Annotated in this window: 12 protein-coding genes and 1 pseudogene; 5 read left to right on the top strand and 8 right to left on the bottom strand. The window is 69.6% G+C overall.

Annotated features, from left to right (window positions below; genetic code table 11):
* Positions 1 to 27: 27 nt before the first annotated feature.
* A complete protein-coding gene (locus ACFU99_RS00585) occupies positions 28 to 540 on the bottom strand; it encodes a ricin-type beta-trefoil lectin domain protein (RefSeq protein ID WP_384383667.1) in 513 nt (170 codons plus the stop codon).
* Positions 541 to 766: 226 nt separating this feature from the next.
* Between ACFU99_RS00585 and ACFU99_RS00580 the strand changes: the two genes are divergently transcribed.
* Together ACFU99_RS00580 and ACFU99_RS00575 are read left to right on the top strand one after the other, a co-directional pair.
* Entirely contained in the window at positions 767 to 1,183 is a 417-nt protein-coding gene (locus ACFU99_RS00580; RefSeq protein ID WP_384383665.1) for a hypothetical protein, read from the top strand.
* Complete coding sequence (locus ACFU99_RS00575) at positions 1,180 to 5,031, top strand: hypothetical protein (RefSeq protein ID WP_384383662.1); 3,852 nt, start codon at positions 1,180 to 1,182, stop codon at positions 5,029 to 5,031. The genes ACFU99_RS00580 and ACFU99_RS00575 overlap by 4 nt, the downstream gene beginning before the upstream one ends.
* Positions 5,032 to 5,051: 20 nt before the next feature.
* On the opposite strand, the gene ACFU99_RS00570 is transcribed toward ACFU99_RS00575, so the two are convergent.
* The 4 genes and pseudogenes from ACFU99_RS00570 to ACFU99_RS00555 form a co-directional block, all read right to left on the bottom strand.
* A complete protein-coding gene (locus tag ACFU99_RS00570) occupies positions 5,052 to 6,500 on the bottom strand; it encodes a N,N-dimethylformamidase beta subunit family domain-containing protein (protein ID WP_384383659.1) in 1,449 nt (482 codons plus the stop codon).
* Between the two features lie 216 nt (positions 6,501 to 6,716).
* Entirely contained in the window at positions 6,717 to 7,352 is a 636-nt protein-coding gene (locus ACFU99_RS00565) for an HAD family hydrolase (RefSeq protein ID WP_384383678.1), read from the bottom strand.
* A 38-nt stretch (positions 7,353 to 7,390) separates the two neighbouring features.
* Positions 7,391 to 7,729: pseudogene (locus tag ACFU99_RS00560) on the bottom strand (amidohydrolase family protein); the annotation flags it as partial.
* A 310-nt stretch (positions 7,730 to 8,039) separates the two neighbouring features.
* The gene (locus ACFU99_RS00555) at positions 8,040 to 8,516 is read right to left on the bottom strand and encodes a MarR family winged helix-turn-helix transcriptional regulator (protein WP_384383656.1); all 477 of its coding nucleotides are present in this window, start codon (positions 8,514 to 8,516) and stop codon (positions 8,040 to 8,042) included.
* A gap of 132 nt (positions 8,517 to 8,648) precedes the next feature.
* Between ACFU99_RS00555 and ACFU99_RS00550 the strand changes: the two genes are divergently transcribed.
* The gene (locus tag ACFU99_RS00550) at positions 8,649 to 9,281 is read left to right on the top strand and encodes a UbiX family flavin prenyltransferase (protein ID WP_384383653.1); all 633 of its coding nucleotides are present in this window, start codon (positions 8,649 to 8,651) and stop codon (positions 9,279 to 9,281) included.
* An 89-nt stretch (positions 9,282 to 9,370) separates the two neighbouring features.
* Positions 9,371 to 10,819 carry a UbiD family decarboxylase gene (locus ACFU99_RS00545; RefSeq protein WP_384383650.1) on the top strand — a complete coding sequence of 483 codons (1,449 nt, stop codon included), beginning with the start codon at positions 9,371 to 9,373 and terminating at the stop codon, positions 10,817 to 10,819.
* A gap of 108 nt (positions 10,820 to 10,927) precedes the next feature.
* Here ACFU99_RS00545 and drmC read toward each other — a convergent pair whose 3' ends face one another.
* From drmC to drmA, 3 genes are read right to left on the bottom strand one after another with little or no spacing between them, the layout of a single operon-like run.
* Positions 10,928 to 11,689 carry a DISARM system phospholipase D-like protein DrmC gene (gene drmC / locus ACFU99_RS00540; RefSeq protein ID WP_384383647.1) on the bottom strand — a complete coding sequence of 254 codons (762 nt, stop codon included), beginning with the start codon at positions 11,687 to 11,689 and terminating at the stop codon, positions 10,928 to 10,930.
* On the bottom strand, positions 11,686 to 13,602 hold the full coding sequence (gene drmB / locus ACFU99_RS00535) for a DrmB family protein (protein ID WP_384383644.1): 1,917 nt from the start codon (positions 13,600 to 13,602) through the stop codon (positions 11,686 to 11,688). The genes drmC and drmB overlap by 4 nt, the downstream gene beginning before the upstream one ends.
* Positions 13,599 to 17,462 (bottom strand): DISARM system helicase DrmA, encoded by a 3,864-nt coding sequence (gene drmA / locus ACFU99_RS00530; protein ID WP_384383641.1) that lies wholly within the window; start codon positions 17,460 to 17,462, stop codon positions 13,599 to 13,601. The genes drmB and drmA overlap by 4 nt, the downstream gene beginning before the upstream one ends.
* A 241-nt stretch (positions 17,463 to 17,703) precedes the next feature.
* Between drmA and ACFU99_RS00525 the strand changes: the two genes are divergently transcribed.
* Positions 17,704 to 21,939, top strand: a complete 4,236-nt coding sequence (locus ACFU99_RS00525) for an Eco57I restriction-modification methylase domain-containing protein (protein WP_384383638.1) — start codon at positions 17,704 to 17,706, stop codon at positions 21,937 to 21,939.
* Positions 21,940 to 22,025 lie beyond the last annotated feature (86 nt).

Here is a 22,025-nt window from a genome sequence, read left to right as displayed (position 1 = left end):
CCTGATGGTCGCGGCGCACCGCCACGTTCAGGACACCAGCCACGCCTGACTCTGCGTACCGTCGCACGAACCGAGCCGGGCCTTCGACGTGCCCTTGTCATTGGTCAGGCAGTACCCCTGGGCATACCCCAGCTTGATCGTCCCGTTGGGCGTGCCGGACGCCGACACCAGCCACGCCTGGTTCTGCTTGCCGTTGCACGCGGCGGTGTGGACCTTGCCCGTGCCCTTGTCGCCCTGGAGACAGTACGACTGCGCGTACCCCAGCTTGATCGTCCCATTGCGACTGCCGACGGCCGACACCAGCCACGCCTGGTTCCGCTTACCATTACACCCGGCGACACTGACCTGCGGTGTATCCGTCTTATTCGCCAGGCAATACCCCTTCGCATACCCCAGCTTGATCGTCCCATTGCGATCCCCCACCTTCGCCGACGCACTACCCGGCGCGAGCGCCACACAGGCCAGCCCGACAACAGCCAGAGCCGACGCCACAGCGCGAACCTTCGGATACGAGCGCGGGACACGGATACCGTCGAACACAAGCGACTCCCAGGGATGCGTACGGGAAACAGCGACGGCGAAACCGTGCCCGTACCCGCTCCCCTATAGACGCGCGCACCCCCCAAACCACCCCTGTGGGTAGCAACTGCCACTTGCAGGGAGCTGTGGACGGCCCCGGTATCGACCTTCCGCAGCACTGACATCCAATACCCCTAATGCGTACGGTAGTTGACGTCGGCACGCACGTGAGTGCAAGGGGGCGGGGATGGACGCGCTGGTGTTGGCGGCCGGGACGGCCGTGGTGGGGGCGATGGCCACGGATGCGTGGCAGGCCGCTCGGAGCGGCGTCGTCGCGTGGTGGCGGCGGGTGCGGCCGGAGGAGGCCGAGGAGGTGGACGCGGCGCTCGCCCAGGTCCGCCCCCAGGTGCTGGCCGCGCGGCAGGCGCACGACGCGGAGGGCGAGGGGGCACTGGTCTCGGACTGGCAGGTCCGGCTGGAGCGGCTGCTGCGGGCCGACCCGCGACTCGCCCAGGAGCTGCGGACCCTGCTGGACGACGAGCTCACCCCGGCGCTACCCGCCCCTGAGCAGGCCCGCGTCGAGTCGCTCGTCATGAAGGCCTCCGCCTCCGGGCACGGGCGCGTCTACCAGGCGGGCCGGGACCAGCACATCACCGAGCGATGAGCACCCCGTCCGGTTCCGGAGAGCGCCCGCACGACGAGGAAGGCCCGCACCTCCACGCCCACGCCTCGCAGCAAGCGCGGATCTATCAGGCCGTCGGAGACCAGTACATCACCGTCACGGAGCGGGATCTGCACCTGCACTTCGTGGACGGTGTACGCGGCGCCCGACGGGCTGTGCCTTCCGTCGGTGCGCACGTATGCCCGTACCCGGGCCTGGTGGCCTTCGGGGCCGAGCAGGCCGACTGGTTCTTCGGGCGCGGCCAACTGGTCGCCGCCCTGCTGGACCGACTCGACCGGCAGACGCGCGAGGGCGGACCGCAGATCCTCGTCGCGCCGTCGGGCACCGGCAAGTCCTCCCTGCTCCGGGCGGGCCTCCTGCCCGCCGTCGCCGACGGCCGACTGTCCGGTTCGGCGCGGTGGCCGTGCGCGGTCTTCAGCCCCACGGCCGCCCCGCTGACGGCGCTCGCCGAACAGCTCGCGCATATCACCGGGGCGCCCGCGCACTACATGGCCCAGGCCATGGCGTTCGGAGCGGAGTACACCGCGGCGGTCCTGCGCGCCGCCCTCCTGCGGCAGCAGGGCGAGAACCCTCAAGCCCCTCGCTGCGTCATCGTGGTCGACCAGCTCGAAGAGCTCTTCACCCTCCGCGCGGAGCCGCCGACGCTGCGCCGGTTCCTGGACATACTCACCGCCATCGCCGACGCCGACGCCACGCCGGGCGAAGGACCCGCCGGACTCGTCGTGCTCGGCCTGCGGTCGGACTTCTACACGCAGTGCGCCGCCCACCCCCAGCTGCAAGCCGCCCTCCAGGACCGGCAGCTGTTCATCGGGCCCATGACCGAGTCCGGCGTGCGCGAGGCGATCCTGTACCCGGCCCGCGCCGTGGGCCTGGAGGTCGAACCGGGCCTGATCGAGGTGTTGTTACGCGACCTCACCGCCCTGACCGGGCCCACGGCGGCCGACGCCTCCGGAGCGGGCGGGGGCACGGGCGCGGGCGGCGGCCGGTACGCGGCCGAGCGGCTGCCGCTGCTGGCCCACGCGCTACGCGCGACCTGGCAACAGCGGCACGGCACCGTCCTCACCGTCGACGGCTACCAGAGCACCGGCGGCATCGCCCACGCGCTCGCCAACACCGCCGACCAGCTCTACGACCGCCTCGACGAGCCCGGCCGGCAAACGGCCCGCCGTCTGCTCCTGAGCCTCGTCAAGATCGGCGAGGGGACCGAGGACGTCCGCCGCCCGATGCCGTACGAGACCCTGCTCGCCCACAGCCGCGCCCCCGACCGGGCAGCCGAGGTGATCGCGTCCTTCACCCAGGCCCGCCTGCTGACGCGCGGCGCGGACCAGGTGACCCTCACCCACGAGGCCCTGCTGCGCGCCTGGCCCCGGCTGCGCCAGTGGATCGACGCCGACCGGCCGGGCAATATCGTCCGCCAGGAGTTGGAAGACGCCGCCGCCGGGTGGCGGCGCGCGGACCGCGACGCCGGGCTGCTCTACCGGGGCAGCCGACTGGAATCGGCCGGCCAATGGGCCGACGCCGCGCCCGCCGACGGCCCCAGCACCACCGCGACCCTCTTCCTCGCCGCCTCCCTCCGCCAGCACCGCCGCGCCGCGCGGGTACGGCGCACCGTGATCGCCGTCCTGTCCGTCCTGGCCCTGCTCGCCACGGGCGCGGCGGCGTACGCGTTCGTGGAGCGCTCCGCCGCGCAGGACCAACGCAACATCGCCATCCTCAACCAGCTCAGGGCGGAAGCCGACAGCCTCCGCGAGACCGACCCGTCGCTCGCGGCGCAACTCGACCTCACCGCCTACCGGCGCAAGCCCACGGCCGACGCGTACACACGGCTGCTGAGCGACGCGAATACTCCGCTGTCGACCGCCCTGGCCGACAAGGCAGGCGCGGTCAACGCGGTGGCGTTCAGCCCGAACGGGCGCACGCTGGCGAGCGGCCGCGGAAACGGGACAGTGCGACTGTGGAACGTGGCCGACAAGGCCCACCCCACCGACCTCGGCAAACCCTTGAAGGCCCATTCCAAAGCGATCAGGGCCGTGGCGTTCAGCCGGGACGGACGTGTCCTCGCCACCGGCAGTCTCGACAAGACCATACGGCTGTGGGACATGTCCGACGCGGCCCACCCCACCAGCCTCGGCGCCCCCCTCACCGGCCACACCCATGACGTCAGGGCGATCGCCTTCAGCCCGGACGAGCACACGATGGCCACCGGCAGCGTGGACAACACGGTGCGGCTGTGGGACATAGCGGACCCCGCCCGCCCCACCAGCCTCGGTGACCCCCTCGCCGACCATACCGGCGTCGTCTTCTCGGTCGCGTTCAGCCCGGACGGACACACATTGGCCGACGGCCGGGGCGACCACACGGTGCGGCTGTGGGACGTATCCGACCCGGCCCGCCCAGCCAGTCTCGGCGAGCCCCTCACCGGCCACCGCGCCCCCGTGACCTCGGTCGCGTTCAGGCCGGTCGGGCACACGCTGGCGAGCGGCAGCGGCGATGGCACGGTGCGGCTCTGGGATGTTGCCGACCCGGCCCACCCCACCAGCCTCGGCGACCCCCTCACCGGCCATACCAACGCCATCAGTTCGGTCGCGTTCGGCCCGGACGGTCAGACGCTGGTCAGCGTCGGGTTCGATCAAGCGGCACGGCTGTGGGACGTCGCCGACCCGGCCCACCCCACCCAGCTCGGCACACCCCTCACCGGCCACACCAACACCATCAACGGGGTCGCGTTCAACCGCGACGGGCACACGCTGGCCACCGCCGGCACCGATGGGGCGGTGCGGCTGTGGAATCTGCCGAACACGGTGCTGACCGTGCACACCGGTGCCGTCAACACCATCGCGTTCACCCTGGTCGGGCACACCCTCGCCACTGCTGGAGATGACGGTGCGATACGGCTGTGGAACGTGGCCGACCCGGCCCGCCCCGCCCCGACCGGCGATCTCGACGGCCATACGGGCGGCGTCGCCTCGGTCGCGTTCAGCGCCGACGCACACGCGCTCGCCGCGGTCGGCCGCGACGGCAGGGCGTGGCTATGGGACCTGACCGGCCGCCGGGGCGATCCCGTCCGGCTCGACGCGTCCGGCCCCGGAGGCGAAGCCGTCAGGACGGTGGCGTTCAGCCCGCACGGACGCACCCTCGCCACTGCCGGAGACGACAAGACCGTACGGCTGTGGGACGTATCCGACCCGACCCGCCCCACCGGTCTCGGCAGCCCCCTCACCGGGCCCGAAGACGCCGTCAGCTCCGTGGCATTCAGTCCGGACGGTCGCGAACTGGCCTGTTCGAGCGCCGATTGGAAGGCATGGCTGTGGGATATGTCCGGGCCCACCCGACCCGGCCGCGGCCGGCCTCTCGTCGGGCACACCGACGCCTACGTCAACACCGTGGCGTTCGGACCGGACGGACGCACGCTCGCCAGCGGCAGCGTGGACAGGTCGTTACGGCTCTGGGGCGTGGCCGACCCTGCTCACCCCACTCGCGTCGACGGTCCCATCACCGGCCACTTCGACGCCGTCGAATCGGTCGCGTTCAGCCGGGACGGGCGTCTCGCCAGCGGCAGCGCCGACAGGACGGTCCGGCTGTGGAACACGTCGAAATCGGCACAGTCCGGAGCCCCGCTCACCGGCCACACCAACACCGTCAACGCGGTCGCTTTCAGCCCGGACGGACGCACGCTCGTCAGCGCCTCGGCCGATCACACGGTGCGGTTGTGGTCGATGGACGCCGGCAGCGCCGCGAAGCGCATCTGCGCGTACGCCGGTTCCCCCTCCCGGCAGCAGTGGAAGCAGTACCTTCCGCAGCTTTCCTACGACCCGCCCTGCCACCGCTGACTCCTGTCCCTCGGCAGCCTTCAGGACAGCAAGGTGATCACGTTGCCGGTGATGGCGCGCACCCGCGCGTCGAGCGGCAGGACGCGCGGCCAGTCCGTGGTGGCCGCCGTGAAGACCGTGCCGCCCTGGGTGTAGAGCCCGAACGTGGCGGCGCGTTCCGGGGCGGGGTCCTCGCGGGCGGCGCTGTGCCAGCCGGCGGCCGGTTCCTGGGGGAGGTCGGCGACGCCGAGGATGGCGAAGTCGGCGGGGGTGCCGTCCTTGCCGGTCGCCACGGCCCGCCCGAGGCCGTCGCGTATATACGCAGCACCGTCGCATTCATATCCCACCAGGCGGTGCTCCGCCCCGAGAACGTCCCCGTCATGCAGATCGGTGTCCGCGAATATCTTGTGGTCGGTGCCCTGGACCGTGAAGCCCAGTGGCGCCCGGGGGCCTTCCCAGTGCCCGCCCGCGTTGCGGTAGCTGACACCGGTCAGGGTGTTCTCGGGTTCCGTCTCCCACCAGTGGTCCGGCGCGCCGCGCATCTGGTCGACGTCGGCCCCGCGCGGGACACCCGGCGGGTACTTGGCGCACCGTACGGCTGTACCGCCGTCCGACACCTCCACCCGCCACCAGCACGTATTCGCCCCGAACAGCGCGATGTTGCCGCCCCGGTCGCGGAAGGCGGTGACGTTGTCGCGGACGCGCGCGCTCCAGTACTCGTCGTGTCCGACGGATATCAGCAGCTGGTAGCGGTCGGAGATACCGGGCGACTCGTGCAGGTCGAGGTCGGTGCAGTAGTCGGCGGTGACTCCCGCCCCTTCGAGCCAGGCGATGAAGGGGGCGTCCCAGTGCGCGAAGGTCTGGCGCGGCGTCCGCGGGTCATGGGGGTCCGGACGCCCCTTGACCGGTCCGCCGATCCCGCCGCCAGGACGCCGCAGGGAGACGGTCACGGTGCCGGTGTGCGGGGCGGGGTCGTCGGGGTCGACCGGCCCGTACAGGCTGCCGCCGCCGCTGATGTTGTACGCGTGGTAAGTGAAGACCGGGACTTTGTAGAGGATGTTCGTGGCACGGGCGGGCTCGCGGGCCGTGACGACGAACAGCAGGCGGGAGTGGCGGGCGTCGAGTTCCTCGGCTGAGGGAGGGGTATCGGTGTACGGACTTTCCGCGCTCGAACCGCCGTCGTACGGCCTCAGCACCACGACGTACACCCCCGACGGCCACTCCTCCGGTATGTCGAAGTCATGGCCGGGCCACCCCCAGTCGTCGTCCTGCCCGCGAGGAGGCGCATAGCGGCCTGTCCCGTGCATCGCACCCATATGGCGAACGGAGGCGCCGCAACGGAAGAAGTCGGCCCTGAATTGTTCAGCGCGCGTCGATACGTGCAGCCGCAGGGTCTCCCCGGCTCGTACGCTCGGCGAGCCGGGGTAACCGTCGACGGCGACGGCGACGCCGACGGATTCGGTGGCGACATCGGGTTGTGCATCAGACACGCGCTTCTCCTGTGGTGCGAGCGGGCAACGTCCGCGGCGGTAAGAGGAGTTCGGGCTTCCCTTTCCGAAGTATGCGGATTCATGATCGTCGGGGGAAGCCTGCGTATCCGATCTTCTGCTCCGATGCGGTCCACCCCGCCCTCGGCCACGTGCCTCCGAGCCGCGCGAGCCCCCGAGCCCCCGAGCCCCGAACCGCCATACCTCCGTCCGGCCGGCTCAGTCCCCCAGCAATCCGCCCACCGCCGCCCGCAGATCCGCCGATTCGCGGAAATGCACGCCGGTCATTCCGAGGGCGACCGCGGCCTCCACGTTCTCCAGCCGGTCGTCGACGAAAAGGCACCGCTCCACGGCGACGCCCGCTCGCGCCGCGGCGAGCTCGTAGATCTCGCGATCCGGCTTCACGAGCCTCACGCGGGCGCTGCTGACGACGTGGTCCGCGAGGTCGTCCAGCCCCATGGTCAACAGGTCGTCCTCCAGCCGCGTCGTCGCGTTCGTGACCAGGACCAGCGGTACGTGCGTCCGTACGCGGCGCAGCAGGGCCACCACCTCCTCGTCCACCGAAAACGGCGAACCGAGCAGCGTCGTGGCCAATTCACGAGCGAGTTCCGGCGACACCTGCCCGGAAAGGCCGAGCGCGATGGATTCGATCCACTCTTCCTCGCCGATCTCGCCGAGCAGCATCGGCAGGTCCGTCGCGGGCTCGAAGGCCACTTTCGCGGTCGTGCCCTCCGCGAGCCCGGCGGCGCGTTCCCTTTCCGCCAGCCGGCTCGTGTCGTAGTGGCGGATCACGTTGTCGAGGTCGCACAGCACCGCGCCGAAAGGGCGGCGGTCCGGTATCAGGGGAGTCGTCACCGCACTTGAATAACACGGCCGGGGACGGTGCGGCGATGTCACACACCCCCGCGGTGTACGACCGTCCCCCGGTCATCGTCAAGGTGACGGGCGCCTCCCCCACCTCGTCGGCGGGCGCGGCGACGGGATCGACGGCGAGGGCCGTCATGTCGGCCCGGTACCCCGGTGCGATCCGCCCGGCGACGTCCTCCTCCCCCACCGCGAGCGCGGCGTGCGACGTGCAGCCTTCGAGTTCGATGGCCATCAGCCCGGGCGGTCCAGCGCGCGAGCGCCTGCTCGGCCAGGACGGGGGCGGTCTCCGGGCGGCCCGGCAGCCGGCGCAGGCGAGCGGTGGCGAGTACCTCGCGCGGGTCGTAGTGCACGATCGGCCAGTCCGAGCACGTGCCGGGTCATCGTGGTGCAGCCGACAGCGAAGAGGGCGAGGGCCGGCGAGGAGGTATCCGGCGGGCGCGCCGATGCCGCCGGTGCTGATGGCCGACGGGGCGACGCCCGCCATGACGGTCAAGGGGGCAGGGCGGGCCCGGCGCGCGCAGACCAGGCCTTCGAACTCACGCTTACGGGCTTCCTGGCCCACTGCCGAGGACTCCTGCGGCACGGGAACACGCCACGGCACCCCACCGGTGAAAGCGCCTGACTCCAGCCCCCAACAGCCCCCAATGGCCCTCAACAATTCGGCGGCGAGCCCGGCTAACGCTCAGCTCCCTGAACCGCGCGGCGCAGCAGCCCCAGGAACTGCTCCCGTTCCGCGTCGGAGAACGGGGCGAGCATCTGCTCGTTGACCGCGAGGACGGCGGGGGCCAGCCGAACGGCCAGTTCGCGCCCCTCCTCCGTGAGGCTCACGAGCTTGCGCCGCCGATCACGCTCATCCTTGGCGAGCTCCACCAGGCCGCGCCGGCGCAGCCGTTCGAGCAGCGGGGCGGCGGTCGACTTGTCGAGATGGGCGAGCGCGCCGAGCGTGCCCTGATCCGTGACGCCCCGCTCGCTCAGCAGGCTCAACACGGTGAACTGCGGCCCGGTGAGATCCGAGTCCACCTGCTCGTACCAGAGCCGGGTGTGCACCTGGTTCAGTCGGCGGGCCAGGGGGCCGACGCCGCCGATCGCGTCGAGCAGAGAGCGAGAGTCCGAGGCCCTGTCCCCATGCGCCTTCGGCATCGCCATCGCCATCGTTCCCACCTCGGTCGCGGTTGATTAGGACGTACACGTACTATAGCTTGAGGAAATAGGACGCAGACGGAATAACTCTGTGTAGTGAACCGAGCCGCCTCTGATAGCGAGATGAGACGAAGGGAGGCCGACATGAGGAAGCGCCTGGTCGTCGCGATGACCGGAGCCACCGGCGCGCCCATCGGAGTGCGCCTGCTGGAGGCCCTGCGGGAACTGGACGTCGAGACCCACCTCGTCGTCAGCCGCTGGGCCCGCGCGACGCTCGCCCAGGAGACCGGCCGCTCGCTGCGCGACGTACGGGCGCTGGCGTCGGAGTACCACAGCCCGGACGACCAGGGCGCGTCGATCTCCAGCGGATCGTTCCAGGTGGACGGCATGATCGTCGTCCCGTGCAGCATGAAGACGCTGGCCGCCGTCAACACGGGTTACGGCGAGGGCCTCATCGCGCGCGCCGCCGACGTGACGCTCAAGGAGCGGCGCCCACTGGTTCTGGTGGCGCGGGAGACGCCGTTGTCGGCCGTGCACCTGAAGAACATGTACGAGCTGGCGCGGATGGGTGCGGTGATGATGCCGCCGGTGCCCGCGTTCTACAACCGGCCGTCGACCATCGACGACTTGGTCGGCCACATCGTCGCGCGGGTTCTCGACCAGTTCGGTCTGGAGATGCCGAACGCCAAGCGCTGGCAGGGCATGGGCCGGACCGGGCAAGAACCGCCGGCCAACGACGCGTTCGCATCACTCGAAGAGAGAGGGGCCGAGAAATGAAGCATCAAATACACCAAAAGCACCTAACACACCAGCCGAGCCAGGCGCAGCGAGGCAGTGCCCTGAACTTCCGAGATTTCGTAACGGACTTGCTGGCGACCGGGGACGCGGTGGACATCCGGGAGCCGATCAGCCCGACGCTGGAGGCCGGGGCCATCACCCGGCGCGCGTACGACACGAGGAGCTCCGCACCGCTGTTCAGCACCCTGACGGAGGGCGCTCCGGGCTGCCGGATCCTGGGCGCGCCCGCCGGGCTGAGCGCGTCGCGGACAGCCCCGTACGCGAGGCTGGCGGCCCACTTCGGCCTCCAGCGCGACACCACACCAAGAGAACTGCTGGAGAGACTGATCTCCGCGATGAAGGCGGACCCTGTAGTTCCGCGCGTGGTGGAGACAGGCCCGTGCAAGGAGAACGTCCTCACCGGCGACGACGTGGACCTGGAACGTTTTCCCGTGCCGCTGCTCCACGAGCAGGACGGCGGCCGGTACTTCGGCACCTACGGCTTCCACGTCGTACGCACCCCCGACGAGCGCTGGACGAGCTGGTCCGTGAGCCGCGCCATGCTGCACGGGCGGAACACCCTGGTCGGCCCGGCCATGCCGCAGCAGCACCTCGGCATGATCCACCAGATGTGGCGCGAACGGGGCGAACGCACCCCCTGGGCCATGGTCCTCGGCGCCCCGCCGGCGGCCCTGGCCGCGGCCGGGATGCCGCTGCCGGCCGAGGTGAACGAGGACGGCTACGTGGGCGCGCTGACCGGCAGCCCGGTGGAGGTGGTGCGCACCGAGACGAACGGCCTCTACGTCCCGGCCAACGCGGAAATCGTGCTGGAGGGTTACATCAGCCCTGATGAGACGGCTCCCGAGGGCCCGATGGGCGAGTACCACGGCTACGCGTTCGCCGACAGCAAGCCGCAGCCGGTCTTCCATGTGGAGACGGTGACGTTCCGCGACGACCCGATCCTCCCGATCTGCGTGGCGGGCGTCCCCCCGGAGGAGAACCACACCATCTGGGGCACCATGATCTCGGCCGCGAGCCTGGACCTGCTCCGCTCCAGCGGCCTCCCCATCACCCTGGCCTGGTGCTCGTACGAGGCCGCCACCTGCTGGATCGTCGTCTCCATCGACATCCGTCGCCTGGCCGAACTGCACATGACGGAACGCCAACTGTCCGACGCGGTGGCCGAGGTCCTCTTCAACAGCCACACAGGCTGGCTGGTACCCAAGGTCATCCTCGTCGCCGACGACATAGACATCACCGACATCACCCAACTCACCTGGGCCCTGGCCACCCGCCACCACCCCACAACCGGCACCTACCTCTACCCCGAGGCCCCCGGCATCCCCTTGGTCCCCTACCTCATCGAAGAAGAGAACCGCACCGGCCACGGCGGCAAATCCATCACCAGCTGCCTCCTCCCCGAACAATTCCACGGCACCACCAGGGGCCTCACCGCCTCGTTCCACAACTCCTTCCCGGCCGACATCCGCAACCGGGTGATCGAGAGTTGGACGGGGTACGGGTTCCCGGAGGCCTGATCCCCCGCACACGACACCGACCCGACCTGACCCGCCCCGACCCAGTTCACCCCCGACACCGACGAACCCACCATCCACATGCCGCTTCCCTCAACCGCCCCCTGAATTTCAGTGGAACCGCTGCAGAGTGCCCTCGCGTTGGAGTTCCCGGACGTGTTCGGCCGTGCGCGAGGGGGTAGTCCCTCCACGGATCAGTGCTCCGGCCTCGATATTGCGATCGACCCCGGACTGGGTGAAATTGGCGCTGGTGACCAGCAGGATTCGGCTGTCGGCGACGGCCAGTTTCGCGTGGGTCTTGGCTCCCGGATCTCTCCGCCTACCCACGGGCCAATGCCAGATGCGGATGCCGGGGACCCCCGTGAACGCCGAGGCCGGCTCTGCTCCCGCGAGTGCGCTACCCGCGCCCTCCAGCGTCTCGACCACTACATCGATGATCACGGCCCGCTGTGCGGCAGCGGTCAGCGCCCGGACGAGCGGTGGGTAGGGCTTCGCCGAGTACGACATGAGCAGGAGTTCCCGACGGGACTTGTCGATCAGTTCCAGTAGTGCCAGACCGGTCGAACGGACCGGGACCCGGTGGGAGGAAGGACCGCTCCAGACGAGGGAGACCTGTTGCTCGGCGGCGCGCAGCGCATGCCCCTCCGCCAGGCCCTCCAGATAGGCCGCCGCCTCACGGGCGGGTATCCGGTCCGCGGTGACCGCGTCCACGACGGCGGCCGCCGCCTCGGCGAAGCCCGGGACCGAGCGCAGGGAAAGCAGCGCGGCTCGGGTCCGCCCCTCGGCGATGCCCTCGGCGAGAGCCCTGACCGCCTGCGTTCCCACGGCCGTACGCGCCTGGGCCGCGGCCTCCCGGAACGCCGCACGGCTCATTTGACGTCCTGGGTGAGGACCAGACTCGGATCGCCGATGGGCACGATGAACCGGCGGTCAAGGAAGCGGTTGCCGCGTTCGCAGGTCGTCTCCGAGACGAAAAGGCACACGTGACAGGCGGCTCCGTGCAGGAAGTCCTCGTGCGGAGGGTGGGGCAGGCGTTCGGCGCACAGCGGGTCCGAGGAGCAGTGCCGGGCATCGGTGAGGGCACGGCGCACGATGCGGACGAACTCCTCGGGTTCGGCGAGCGAGGCGAGGCCGCCGAGGGTCCCTTCCGCGTCCGGAACGGCCGTGTAGATCAGGATGCCGGCCCGCGGGTCACCCGACCGCCCCGCGTAGATCCGTTCGGAGAGGCTGGCGGAGGAGTAACCGCATTCCAGGGAGATGGCCCGGATGACAAGGTGGGACAGGGTGTGCAGGGCGATGTACCGGGCGCCGGGCCAGCCTCGTAGCGGGTCGTCGTTCTCCTGGATCCGGCCGGAGTAGCGGTTGCGGCGGAACTCCGCGTAGGCATCGCGATGTGCGGCGAGCTCCTCGGATCCGGCGACCCGCTGCTCCCAGTCGGCGACCAGCGGCTCGGGCAGCCGCAGGAAGATTCCCTCGCCGCGCACTTCTCCCGCCGGGACCCAGGCAGGCGTCCGGTTCCGGGAGAGGGGGGCTCGGGCGACGAGGGTCGGGTCCTCGGGGTCCGGCGCGTCGAGCCGGGTGAAGCCGACCAAGGCGCGCACTTCGCGGAGCCGCTCGGCTTGGACGATGTGGGAGAACATTCCGCCGAGCGCGGGAGGGACCTCGATGTCCCGCAGCGCGAAGTCCTCCGTGGGGGCAGGGATGTCGGGGCTTGTGAAGATCTCCCATTCCGGGGTGAGAAGGTCGGGGTACGTGGTGGTGGGCGCCGTGGCCGGGCTCGCCGCCACGGACGCGCGGTGCTCCTGTACCGCGGCCAGGACTTTGTCCTGCGTCCACTGGTGGAGCACCTGGAACTGCGGAAGGTTCCAGACCATCTGCAACAGGGGCAGCTCGGTGGCGTTCTGGAGAGTGTCCCAGAGCTTCTCCACCTCTCCTTGCAATGCGCTGCCTCGGGTCGGCGGCACGGCGAGAACGCTCAGCGTCTGCGCGAACCACTGGTTGGAGGCGCCGATCACGAGCGGCTTCGGACGGTGTCCGCAGCCGACCGGATCGAAGGTGGACAGGTGCGGGTGACGCCCCCGGCAGGACGGAAGATTGGCCTCGCCGCGCGGCCCCATCGCGTCCCTGATGTTGCGTTCTTTGCTGCACTTCAGACATTTGATCTTTACGTTGGCTGCCTGGTTGCCTCCGTGGTCGAGCATCTGGAGGCGTGCGTGGCTCGCCGCCGGACAGCTGCCGCCGCGGTGCACGAAGGTCGTATACGGGAAGTCGTCGAGGTGGCCGGCCTGGCAGACGAGGACGAAGCGGGCTGCGACGGCGAGCGGGGGCTTGCCCTTGCGCTTGGCGGTGCAGTCCGCGTGGAAGAAGCGGGCTTTGTCGGGGCGGCGGGGTTTGTCGTTCTCGAAGCGGAAGTTACTGGAGTCCAGGGCCCCGAGTTCGTTGCAGGCGGTGCAGCGCAGCCATTGGGGGAACGGGAGGACTGGGACACCGACCTTGGCCGCGGGGCCATTGGGGTCGCGGTCGGTGCCGTCCATCCACGGCGCCGGGCGCAACTGGGTCACCTGATGGGGGCTGTTGGGCGCGGCGATGAGGCTGTTGACAGCCCATAGGAGGCGGGGTTCCTTGAGATCGGCCCATCCGGGAACGGCGTCGTAGTTCCAGTCGTCGATCCCCCGGACCAGGACCGCGAAGTTGGGCAGGTCCACGAGTGAGCCGACGCCCCCTGTGAACATCAGATGGCTGGGGCGTACGGAGCCGACCCGGCGGCGGTACTGGGGGCCCGTCATGAGCGCGCCTCCTTCCCGTGCGATCCGGACACACCCTGCGGCTTGTTGTCCAGGAGGACGCCGGTCTCGTCGCCCTCCGGGGTGTCCTCGGCGGAATCACCGTCATCCGGGCCCTGGCCACCGGGATAGTTCCAGGGTGGCACTCCGCCTACGACATCGAAGAGTCCGTGGCCGGGGAGCAGCAGGTTGATCTCATTCTCCGTCTCGCGCATCGACTGGGAGACCGTGAGCTCGCCCCATTTCGCCCCGGTGGCCTTTTCGAGCAGACCGGTGAGCTGCTGCCGCTGCCATCTCCCTTCCTCGTAGCCGAGGCGTGAGCCGGCCTGCTTGCGACGGGTCCACGCCTCCTTGAGGGTGTCGATGCGCTCGGCGAGGTAGTCACGGGCCCGCTCGCCGGCCACGGTCTCGGCGCGCGCGAGGAACCGTTCGGTGACCTGACGCGCGACGGGGCCGTCGAGGTCCACGTCGTAGGCATCCGCGTTACCGGAATGGCCGACGTCCGTGTTGCGGATGGCGGCGATCCACGCGGCTGCCGTCGTGCGGTCCAAGGAGCGGCGGGCGAAGGGGGTGACCGAGAGCGCCTCGACCTCCCGGTAGAAGGTGGCGTGGTAGTGGGCGAAGGTCTCGAAGTGGGCGAGGTCGCGCGGGCGCGTCCAGTTGTAGAGGGTGACGACGAGGCCGGGCCGTGTGACGTCGCGGCCGACGCGGGAGGACGCCTGGACATAGGAGGCCGTGTGCTTGGGCTGGCCGACCATCAGCATCAGGCCGATCCGGGAGATGTCGACGCCGACCTGGAGCATGGACGTGGCGATCACGGCGTCCAACGCGCCGTTGCCCTCGTTGCGCAGGCCCAGTCTTGAGGTGTCGAGACGCTGTTTGCGCTGTGCGGAGGCCTTCAGTTCATCGACAAGGGCCTGCCTGCGGACCGTGGTGTCCAGTTCGTCGTCGAAGCCGATCTCCAGTCGGGCGAGCACCTCGGTGATGTCGGCGGAGGAGATACGGGAGGTCAGTTCCTGGACCGAGAGCATGTCGGTGCGGCGCAGCAACCGGTTGGACAGGCCCTTGCGGGTGCCGTGGACGCGCACTCGAGTGGCGATGTCGTCGTCCAGGAAGCGGCGCATCCCGGCGAGTTCGCGGGTGGCGTTGAAGTAGCCGACCAGCGTCATATACGGGTCGGCGGGGGCCCCGTACCGGTCGAAAAGGGTCTGCCCGGCCAGGACGAGGATCTCGGCGACACGGATCTCGGCCTGCTTCATGCGCACGCCGTGAGCGCAGATACCCAGGTAGCGGCGGCCGGGGGCAGCGGGGGTGACGGAGATCTGCTGGGAGAAGAAGGTGTCCTCGACATCGACCACCTGCGGCGGGAAGATCGCCGCCTGGCGGGCGAAGACGCCGCGGATCTGGCCGGCGGCCCGTTTTGTCGTCGCGGTGGAGGCCACGATCTTGGGGCCGACGGGGCGGCTGCCGCCGCGGCCGTCGGGAGCGGGCCAGGTACAGAGCTCGTCGACGGCTGCTTCGAACAGGCCGACGGTGGTGCCGAGTGCGCCGGAGATCAGGTGCAGTTCGTCCTGGACGATGAGGTCCGGCGGGCGCAGCCGGTCGACGGGGCGGCTGGCGACCGCCGCGTATCTCCCCTTGGCGTTGTGGGTCTTGCCGCAGGAGGTACGCGCGTCGAGATCGGCGTGGCGGTAGCCGTGGCGGGGGCAGAGCTCGGTGACCCGGCCGAAGAGCATGCCCGCGTGGCCGCGCCAGGGCAGCTGGGCGAGTTTGTCCACGGTGGCGATCAGCAGGCTGGGGATGAGGCGGTAGATCTCCTCGTCCACGGTGAGGATGGGAAGCCCTTCTCCGGCCGCGCGCCGCCGGGAGAACGGGCATGCGTTCTTGCCCTCCCCGTTGGCGCAGTAGAGCAGCACTCGGCGCAGGGTGTCGTCGGGGTGGAGGTCGCGCTGAGCGCTCAGCGCGGTGCCGCACCAGGGGCAGGTGCGCGTCTGGAGCACCTTGGCGCCTCGGCCCGCGCCTGCTTCCTTGGCTTCGGCGATCTGCTGGGCGGCCTCCTCGTAGCGGTTGGGCGAGACGGCCCCGCCAACCCAGAGTCCGATCCGGAACGGGGTGTCGCCCCACCGGGTGTCGCCTGCGTCGTACGCCTCGCGGCGCAGCACCTCGGCGGCGCATACCAGCGCGGCGGCACGCTGGAACTGCTGCGCGGTGAGCAGCCGCAGCGTGTATCGCATGAGGACGGCCACTCCGGCCTCGCCGCCGCGGGCCCCGGCACCCTCCCCGAACGTTCCCTGGAGCCTGCGGATGGCGAAGGCGAAGGCGGCCAGGCCCAGGTATGCCTCGGTCTTGCCCCCGCCGGTGGGGAAGAACAGCAGGTCTACGGTGGCGTCCGGCCCGGCTTCCCGCTCCGTGAGGGTGGGGATCGTGAGCGCGCGTAAGTTGAGCAGGACGAAGGCCAGTTGGAACGGACGCCAGGAGGCGGCCACAGCGCCCTGTTCGTCGATGCGCGCATTCGCCTGCGCGAAGCCGATGCCTTCGCGCTCGCGCAGTGCGGCGATGGCGGTGTGCCGACGCTGGAGGGCCATGGCACGGTTGGCGAACCGGAAGGCTTCGAGCGCTTCGGGGTGTTCAGGGTCGGAGAGCAAGTCCACGCCGAACGTGATCCGCGCGGCCACTCCATCGGCCTGTTCCACGGCGTTCAGCGCGGTGGCCCGCATGCCGGGCGGCAGCTCCCCCACTCGGGCCCGCTGTTCCTCAAGCCATGCGCTATAGCCCTCGGCGAGGGGCGCGAGGGCGACGGCCAGCCGGTCGGCTGGGAGCTCGGCGAGCTCGTCCATCGACAGTTCGAGGCCGGCCAGGTATGTGGCATTCTCGCCCGTCGGGGCGACGGTGGCCGGTACGTCGTGAACGGGGAGCCAGTTGGTGGTGAGCCGGTGGGCCCGCCGCTGTCCCCGCCCCACCAGCGCGTCGACAGCGACGTTACGACCTGCGGCGTGCTTGAGCTGGTTGCGATAGAGCAGGGCGAGGCGAGGCTCCTCGCTGTCGGTCGTGTCCTCACCCGTTGCTTCGGCGTCCTCGTGCAGCGCGTCGGAGATGGGTTCGAAGACAGCCGCGGCTCCATCGAGGGCGGTGGCCCGCAGCTCGGTCTGGAAGAGCCAGGCGCGGTCCTTGTTCTGTGCGGGCTCGTCCTGGGCGTTGACCAAGGCGAGTTCGACCACCCTGATCGCTCCGGGCCGCTCCCGCACATCGACCTCCAGGCGCACGCCCGGAGCTTCCGGATCGCTCGCGGTGAGCGGCAGTCGCTGGCGTGCCGGGCCGTCGAGCCGGACCTCCACGTCCTTCTCGAACTGTCGGCGGGTCCAGGTCGTACGAGTGGCACTGTCCTCGGCCGACACCTGCGTCTTGTGGTACCGGCCCCAACGAACGCGCACACCGATCACGTCGGCCCCGGCCTCGGCGTGGACGGCGAACATCATGCCCATCGAGGAGGCCCACATGCGGCCCGCGTTCTGCGTGGTGAGCCTCTCCGGGGGGATGTGGTCGGTGCCGTCTCCTTCTCCGTCGGAATCGTCGTCGATCTGTTCGTAGACAGGGGCGAGCGAGTTCGCCAGGTTCCGCTTGGGCCCCAGCATGCCGACCAGGTACCGGTCGCGCGGGCCTGCCGCCCGCGGGTCGAACTTCTCTTCGGAGCCCTCCCAGGGGCCGAGCAGATCACGACGGATGAGCTCGCCCAGTTCGTCCCGGACCTCGTAGGACGTCGCCGTCTCGAAGGTCTGCGGGACCTGACGGACCCGCTGGAGAAGGTCCTCCTCCGGCGTGAGCGGCGACGCTCCCGCCGGTCCCCCGGTTGACGTGCTCGGCATCCCTACCCCCTTTTTCCTGGACCCTGCCCGATGGTCCACAGTACGAGCGTCCCCGCCTGTTCCCCCTTCGCTGCAACGATCATGACGACCCGTCAAAAGCACGATGCTGACGATGTTAGGGGCTGACACTGACAATCCATCTGCGGCGGCACCCTGTACGAAAGGTGTCCACCTGACTACCTTCAGTTGTGGTGGCTCGTAATGCACCTGCCCGGATCACCGTTGCGCAGCGGGGGTGCCCATGGCTCGTAGCACGTCGGCCTCACGGACCGGAGCCAGGGCACGTGGCTCCTACAGCGCTCCTGATCGCCGAGGAGCTCCCCCGGACAGCAGGCAGCAGCACGAGGAGTGGCTACGACTGGTCACTCGCTACGGCCCGTTCCTGCCGCTGACCACGCTCACCCGAGTATGGCCCCGGCTCGACGCACTGGACGAGGCAGCGCGGCGGCCACTGCGCCAAGCCCACCGCGCCTGGCAGTCGGAACCGCACCGATTCCACGACGACTGGATCCGGCATCTCCTGGATTCCCTGCTCGGCTGGGGAGACGCCCTACGCGATGATCCGGACCTGCTCAGGCGTCTCGCCTTCCACGTATCCGATCACCAGGAGACGCTGACGCCGTCCTTCGCCCTCGTCCACCCGGACGCGGACGATCCGGCCGCCCCTGAGCTGTCGGAGATCGCGCTGCTCGGTCTGGTCTGCGCACCAGGTACGGTTCCGACGGCCCGGCAGTCCGGCACCTCCTGGACGGAGTCGCCCGCGGACCGGCTGGCCCGCCTGTGCCGCCGCCACGGCATCGGCCTCGGGTTGGTCGCGGCCGGCCGCTGGTGGACGCTCGTCTGGGCTCCCCACAAGGCCGCCACCAGTTACGTCACCTTCGACACCGCGGACTGGGCGTCGACCTCCGACCGTCCGGTGGTACGCGCTTTCCTCTCCTTGCTCTCCCGCCGCCGCTTCTTCTCCGTGCCCGACGACGAGACCCTCGCCCACCTGCTGGCCGGCATGAAGGACGAGACCGAAGCCCTGACCGATTCCCTCGGAATCCAGGTCAAGGAGGCCGTCGACCTCCTGGTCAGCGCCATCGGGCGCACCGACCAAGAGGCACGCGCCCGCAACCGGCCAGGGCTGGGACGACGACCCGCCGCCGAGGTGTACAAGGCTGCGCTCTCCACCCAGATGCGTATCCTCTTCGCCTTCTTCGCCGAGGAGCGCGGCCTGCTTCCCGCCGACAACCCTCTCTATTCCGCCGCCTATTCGGCGGGCGGCCTCTGTGCCGAGCTGGAAGCTCAGGCCAGGGCGACGAGCGAGGAGGACTTGGAGCAGAGCCACGCGGCATGGCACCGCCTGGTCGCCCTCTTCCGCGCGGTCTACCAGGGCATCGACCACCCCGACATCAAGGTGTGCGGCTACGACGGCAGCCTCTTCGACCCCGGTCGCCACCCCTGGTTGGAGCCCGTCGACGGCAGCTCACCGTGGCCCATCGACGACCGAACCGTGCTGCACATGCTGCGTGCGGTGCAGTACGTCACCGTCGGCAGCGGCCGTGACCGAGAACCACGCAAAACCGACTTCGGTCAGTTGTCGATCTCGCAGATCGGGCACGTCTATGAGGGGCTTCTGGAATACGAGGCCAAGCGCGCGACGCACCCGGTCGTCGGGCTGACCGGCAAAGCCGGCCGAGAAATCCAGGTGGAACTGACCGCGTTGGAGCGCCTTGCCGCCGAGGTGGGACGGGGGCCGGACGCGTTCGACCGACTGGCCACGGCACTCTCGGACACGTACAAAAAGTCGGGGATCGGCACCAAGAAAGCTGTCGAAAGCGCTCTCCGGCCACTCGGTTTCGCCGAGCTCAATGAAGCCAGAAGAAAGTTGTTGGCCGCTACCGGCGGCGATATCGACCTCACCGAGCGCCTTCTCCCGTTCCACGGCATTATCCGCCACGACCTGCGCGGGCTTCCTGTCGTCGTCCCTCCCGGGGGCCTGTATGTCGGGGGCTCCTCGAAGCGCAGGGCGACCGGTGCCCACTACACTCCCGAGAATCTTGCTGCCGAAGTGGCCCAGCACGCACTCCAGCCTCTGGTCTACTCCTACGGCCCGCTGGAGACTCCGGACCAGCGGGCCTGGGTCCCCAAGCCCAGCCACGAGATTCTCCAACTCAAGGTCGCCGACATCGCCTGCGGTTCCGGGGCCTTCCTCGTCGCCGCGTGCCGGTACCTGGCGGAGAAGCTGACGGAGGCCCGCGCGAGAGAAAAGCCGGCCGAGGCTCGCCGTGAGCCATCGGCCGCCGACGCCGACGCCGACGCCGACGCCGACGCCGACCGAAGGATGATCCGGACACGCCGTGAGATTGCAGAGCGCTGTCTCTACGGGGTGGACATCAATCCGCTCGCCGTCGAACTCGCCAAGTTCGCTCTGTGGCTGGAGACCGTCGAGCCTGACATGCCATTCACCTTCCTCGATGACCGTCTGCTCGACGGTGACTCGCTGGTGGGTGTCTCGTCGTACGCACAACTGGAGGCGGTGCACCTGCTCCCCGAACGCCGCGTCCACGACCGCTCACCGGTCGACTTCACCGCGACCGTCCCCCAGCTCACCGGGTTTGGCAGCGACGTCGAGCGCGCTGGCCGGTTGCGCGCGAGCATCGTCGACATCCCGGGTGAGTCGCTCGCCGCATTGGAGGAGAAGCGGCGGGTCCTCCGCCAGGCCGAAGAGGCCGTGGCGCTGCAAGAACGCGTTGCAGACCTGCTTGTCACCACATCCCTGAACCAGGCTGCACGTGGCGGCTCGGGCTTCGACGCCGCAGCAGTATCGACTGCGGACTACGTACGCCGGTGGGGCGGGTCCAACCCGACCGGCCGTGCCGAAGTCGAACAGAAGATGATCGAGGCCACCCGCCACGCGATACTCCGCGCCCTCGGCTCCGACAGCGACGACTGGAAGCCTTTCCACTGGCCATACCGCTTTCCCGAGGTATTCCGACAGGGCGGCTTCGATGCTGTGATCGGCAATCCGCCCTATCTTGGCGGCCAGAAGCTCACAGGGGCACTGGGAAAACTCTTTCGGGACTACTACGTCACCGGAGTCGGACGATCTAAACGGGGCAGTGCGGACCTGGTGGCGTACTTTCTGTTACGCGCCCACGATCTACTGAACGACCGCGGCCAGACGGGCTTGATCGCGACGAACACGCTAGCGCAGGGTGCTACCCGGAGAGTCGGTCTTGATCAGCTCGTGGCGAATGGGGTGGAGTTACGACGGGCGATAAAGAGCGCGCCGTGGCCGTCGCGAAGCGCGGCCATTGAGTACTGCGCGGTGTGGACGAGTCGGGCGGCGTTGGCGCCTCAAGGGCTACGGCTCCTGGACGAAGTGGAGGTCGTAAATATCACATCGTTGCTGGATCCTGAGTCGCGGGTAACAGGGATGGCGCACCGTCTGGCGGAGAACCAGGGGATCGCCTTCCAGGGGGCCATCATCCTCGGGCTCGGCTTCACCGTCGCGCCCGAGGCTGCCCAGGCGCTCATCGCTCGGGACGAGCGGTACCGGCAAGTCTTGTGCCCTTACCTGACCGGTCAGGATCTCAATTTCGGCCCGGAGGGGACAGCCAGCCGATGGGTGATCAACTTCCATAACTGGAGCGAGGAGCGGGCCAAGGAATTTCCCGAGGCTTACGAGCAGGTTCAACGGCTGGTGAAACCCGAGCGTGACATGAATAATCGGAAGGTGTACCGGGACTACTGGTGGCAGTACGGCGAGAAGCGGCCAGCCATGGTCAAGGCGTTGGCCGGGATGGAACGTGCTCTCGCGATCACCCTCGTGAGTAAGATGGTGATGCCGGTGCTAGTGCCAACCAGCCAGGTCTTCGCGCATAAACTCGGAGTGTTCGCCACTGAGGATTTGGCGATGCTGGCGCTGCTGGACTCCGCGCCACACTACTGGTGGGCGATCACGCACGGGTCGACTCTGGAAAACCGCACTAATTACTCTCCGTCCGATGTATTCGAGAGCCTGCCCCGTCCGAAGCTCTCCCCAGCTCTCCGCAAGGCGGGTGCCCTTCTCGACTCCCACCGTCGCGACATCATGCCCTCCCACGGCGGCCTCACCGCCACCTACAACCTCGTCCACGACGAGACCTGTACCGCCCCCGACATCACCGAACTCCGCGCCATCCACCGCGCCATCGACGAGGAGGTCGCCCGCGCGTACGGCTGGCACGACCTCCTCGCACAGCCCGGCGGGCTCCACCACGGCTTCCACAACACCCGCCAGGGCCCTCGTTACACCGTCGGCCCCGTAGTCCGCCAGGAGGTCCTCGACCGCCTCCTCGAAGAGAACCAGCGACGACACGAGCAGGAGATCCGCTCGCGTAACCCGCTTCCGGACCAGCTGCCGGTCGACGAACAGAGTCCAACGCCTGCCCTACCTCAACCACGCTCCGCAGCCTCAGACCAGGACGACGTGGAAGTCCGGCACCGGTAGTCCTCCGGGTAGGCACAGATGCCGCCCAAATCGCCGATCTGCTGGACGCCGTACTCGCAACGCAGCCCATACGGGCAGGCGGAGAA

Origin of the sequence: Streptomyces sp. NPDC057654 (genome assembly GCF_042800135.1) — a bacterium.
Taxonomy (GTDB): Bacteria; Actinomycetota; Actinomycetes; order Streptomycetales; family Streptomycetaceae; genus Streptomyces.
This window is presented reverse-complemented; position numbering and strand designations above follow the sequence as displayed.

Excerpts from the sequence above, each read along its gene's own strand:
- ACFU99_RS00580 (WP_384383665.1), top strand. The coding sequence starts at position 767 with ATGGACGCGCTGGTGTTGGCGGCCGGGACGGCCGTGGTGGGGGCGATG.
- ACFU99_RS00550 (WP_384383653.1), top strand. The coding sequence starts at position 8,649 with ATGAGGAAGCGCCTGGTCGTCGCGATGACCGGAGCCACCGGCGCGCCC.
- drmA (WP_384383641.1), bottom strand. The coding sequence starts at position 17,462 with ATGCCGAGCACGTCAACCGGGGGACCGGCGGGAGCGTCGCCGCTCACG.
- ACFU99_RS00555 (WP_384383656.1), bottom strand. The coding sequence starts at position 8,516 with ATGGCGATGGCGATGCCGAAGGCGCATGGGGACAGGGCCTCGGACTCT.
- ACFU99_RS00575 (WP_384383662.1), top strand. The coding sequence starts at position 1,180 with ATGAGCACCCCGTCCGGTTCCGGAGAGCGCCCGCACGACGAGGAAGGC.
- drmB (WP_384383644.1), bottom strand. The coding sequence starts at position 13,602 with ATGACGGGCCCCCAGTACCGCCGCCGGGTCGGCTCCGTACGCCCCAGC.
- ACFU99_RS00525 (WP_384383638.1), top strand. The coding sequence starts at position 17,704 with ATGGCTCGTAGCACGTCGGCCTCACGGACCGGAGCCAGGGCACGTGGC.
- drmC (WP_384383647.1), bottom strand. The coding sequence starts at position 11,689 with ATGAGCCGTGCGGCGTTCCGGGAGGCCGCGGCCCAGGCGCGTACGGCC.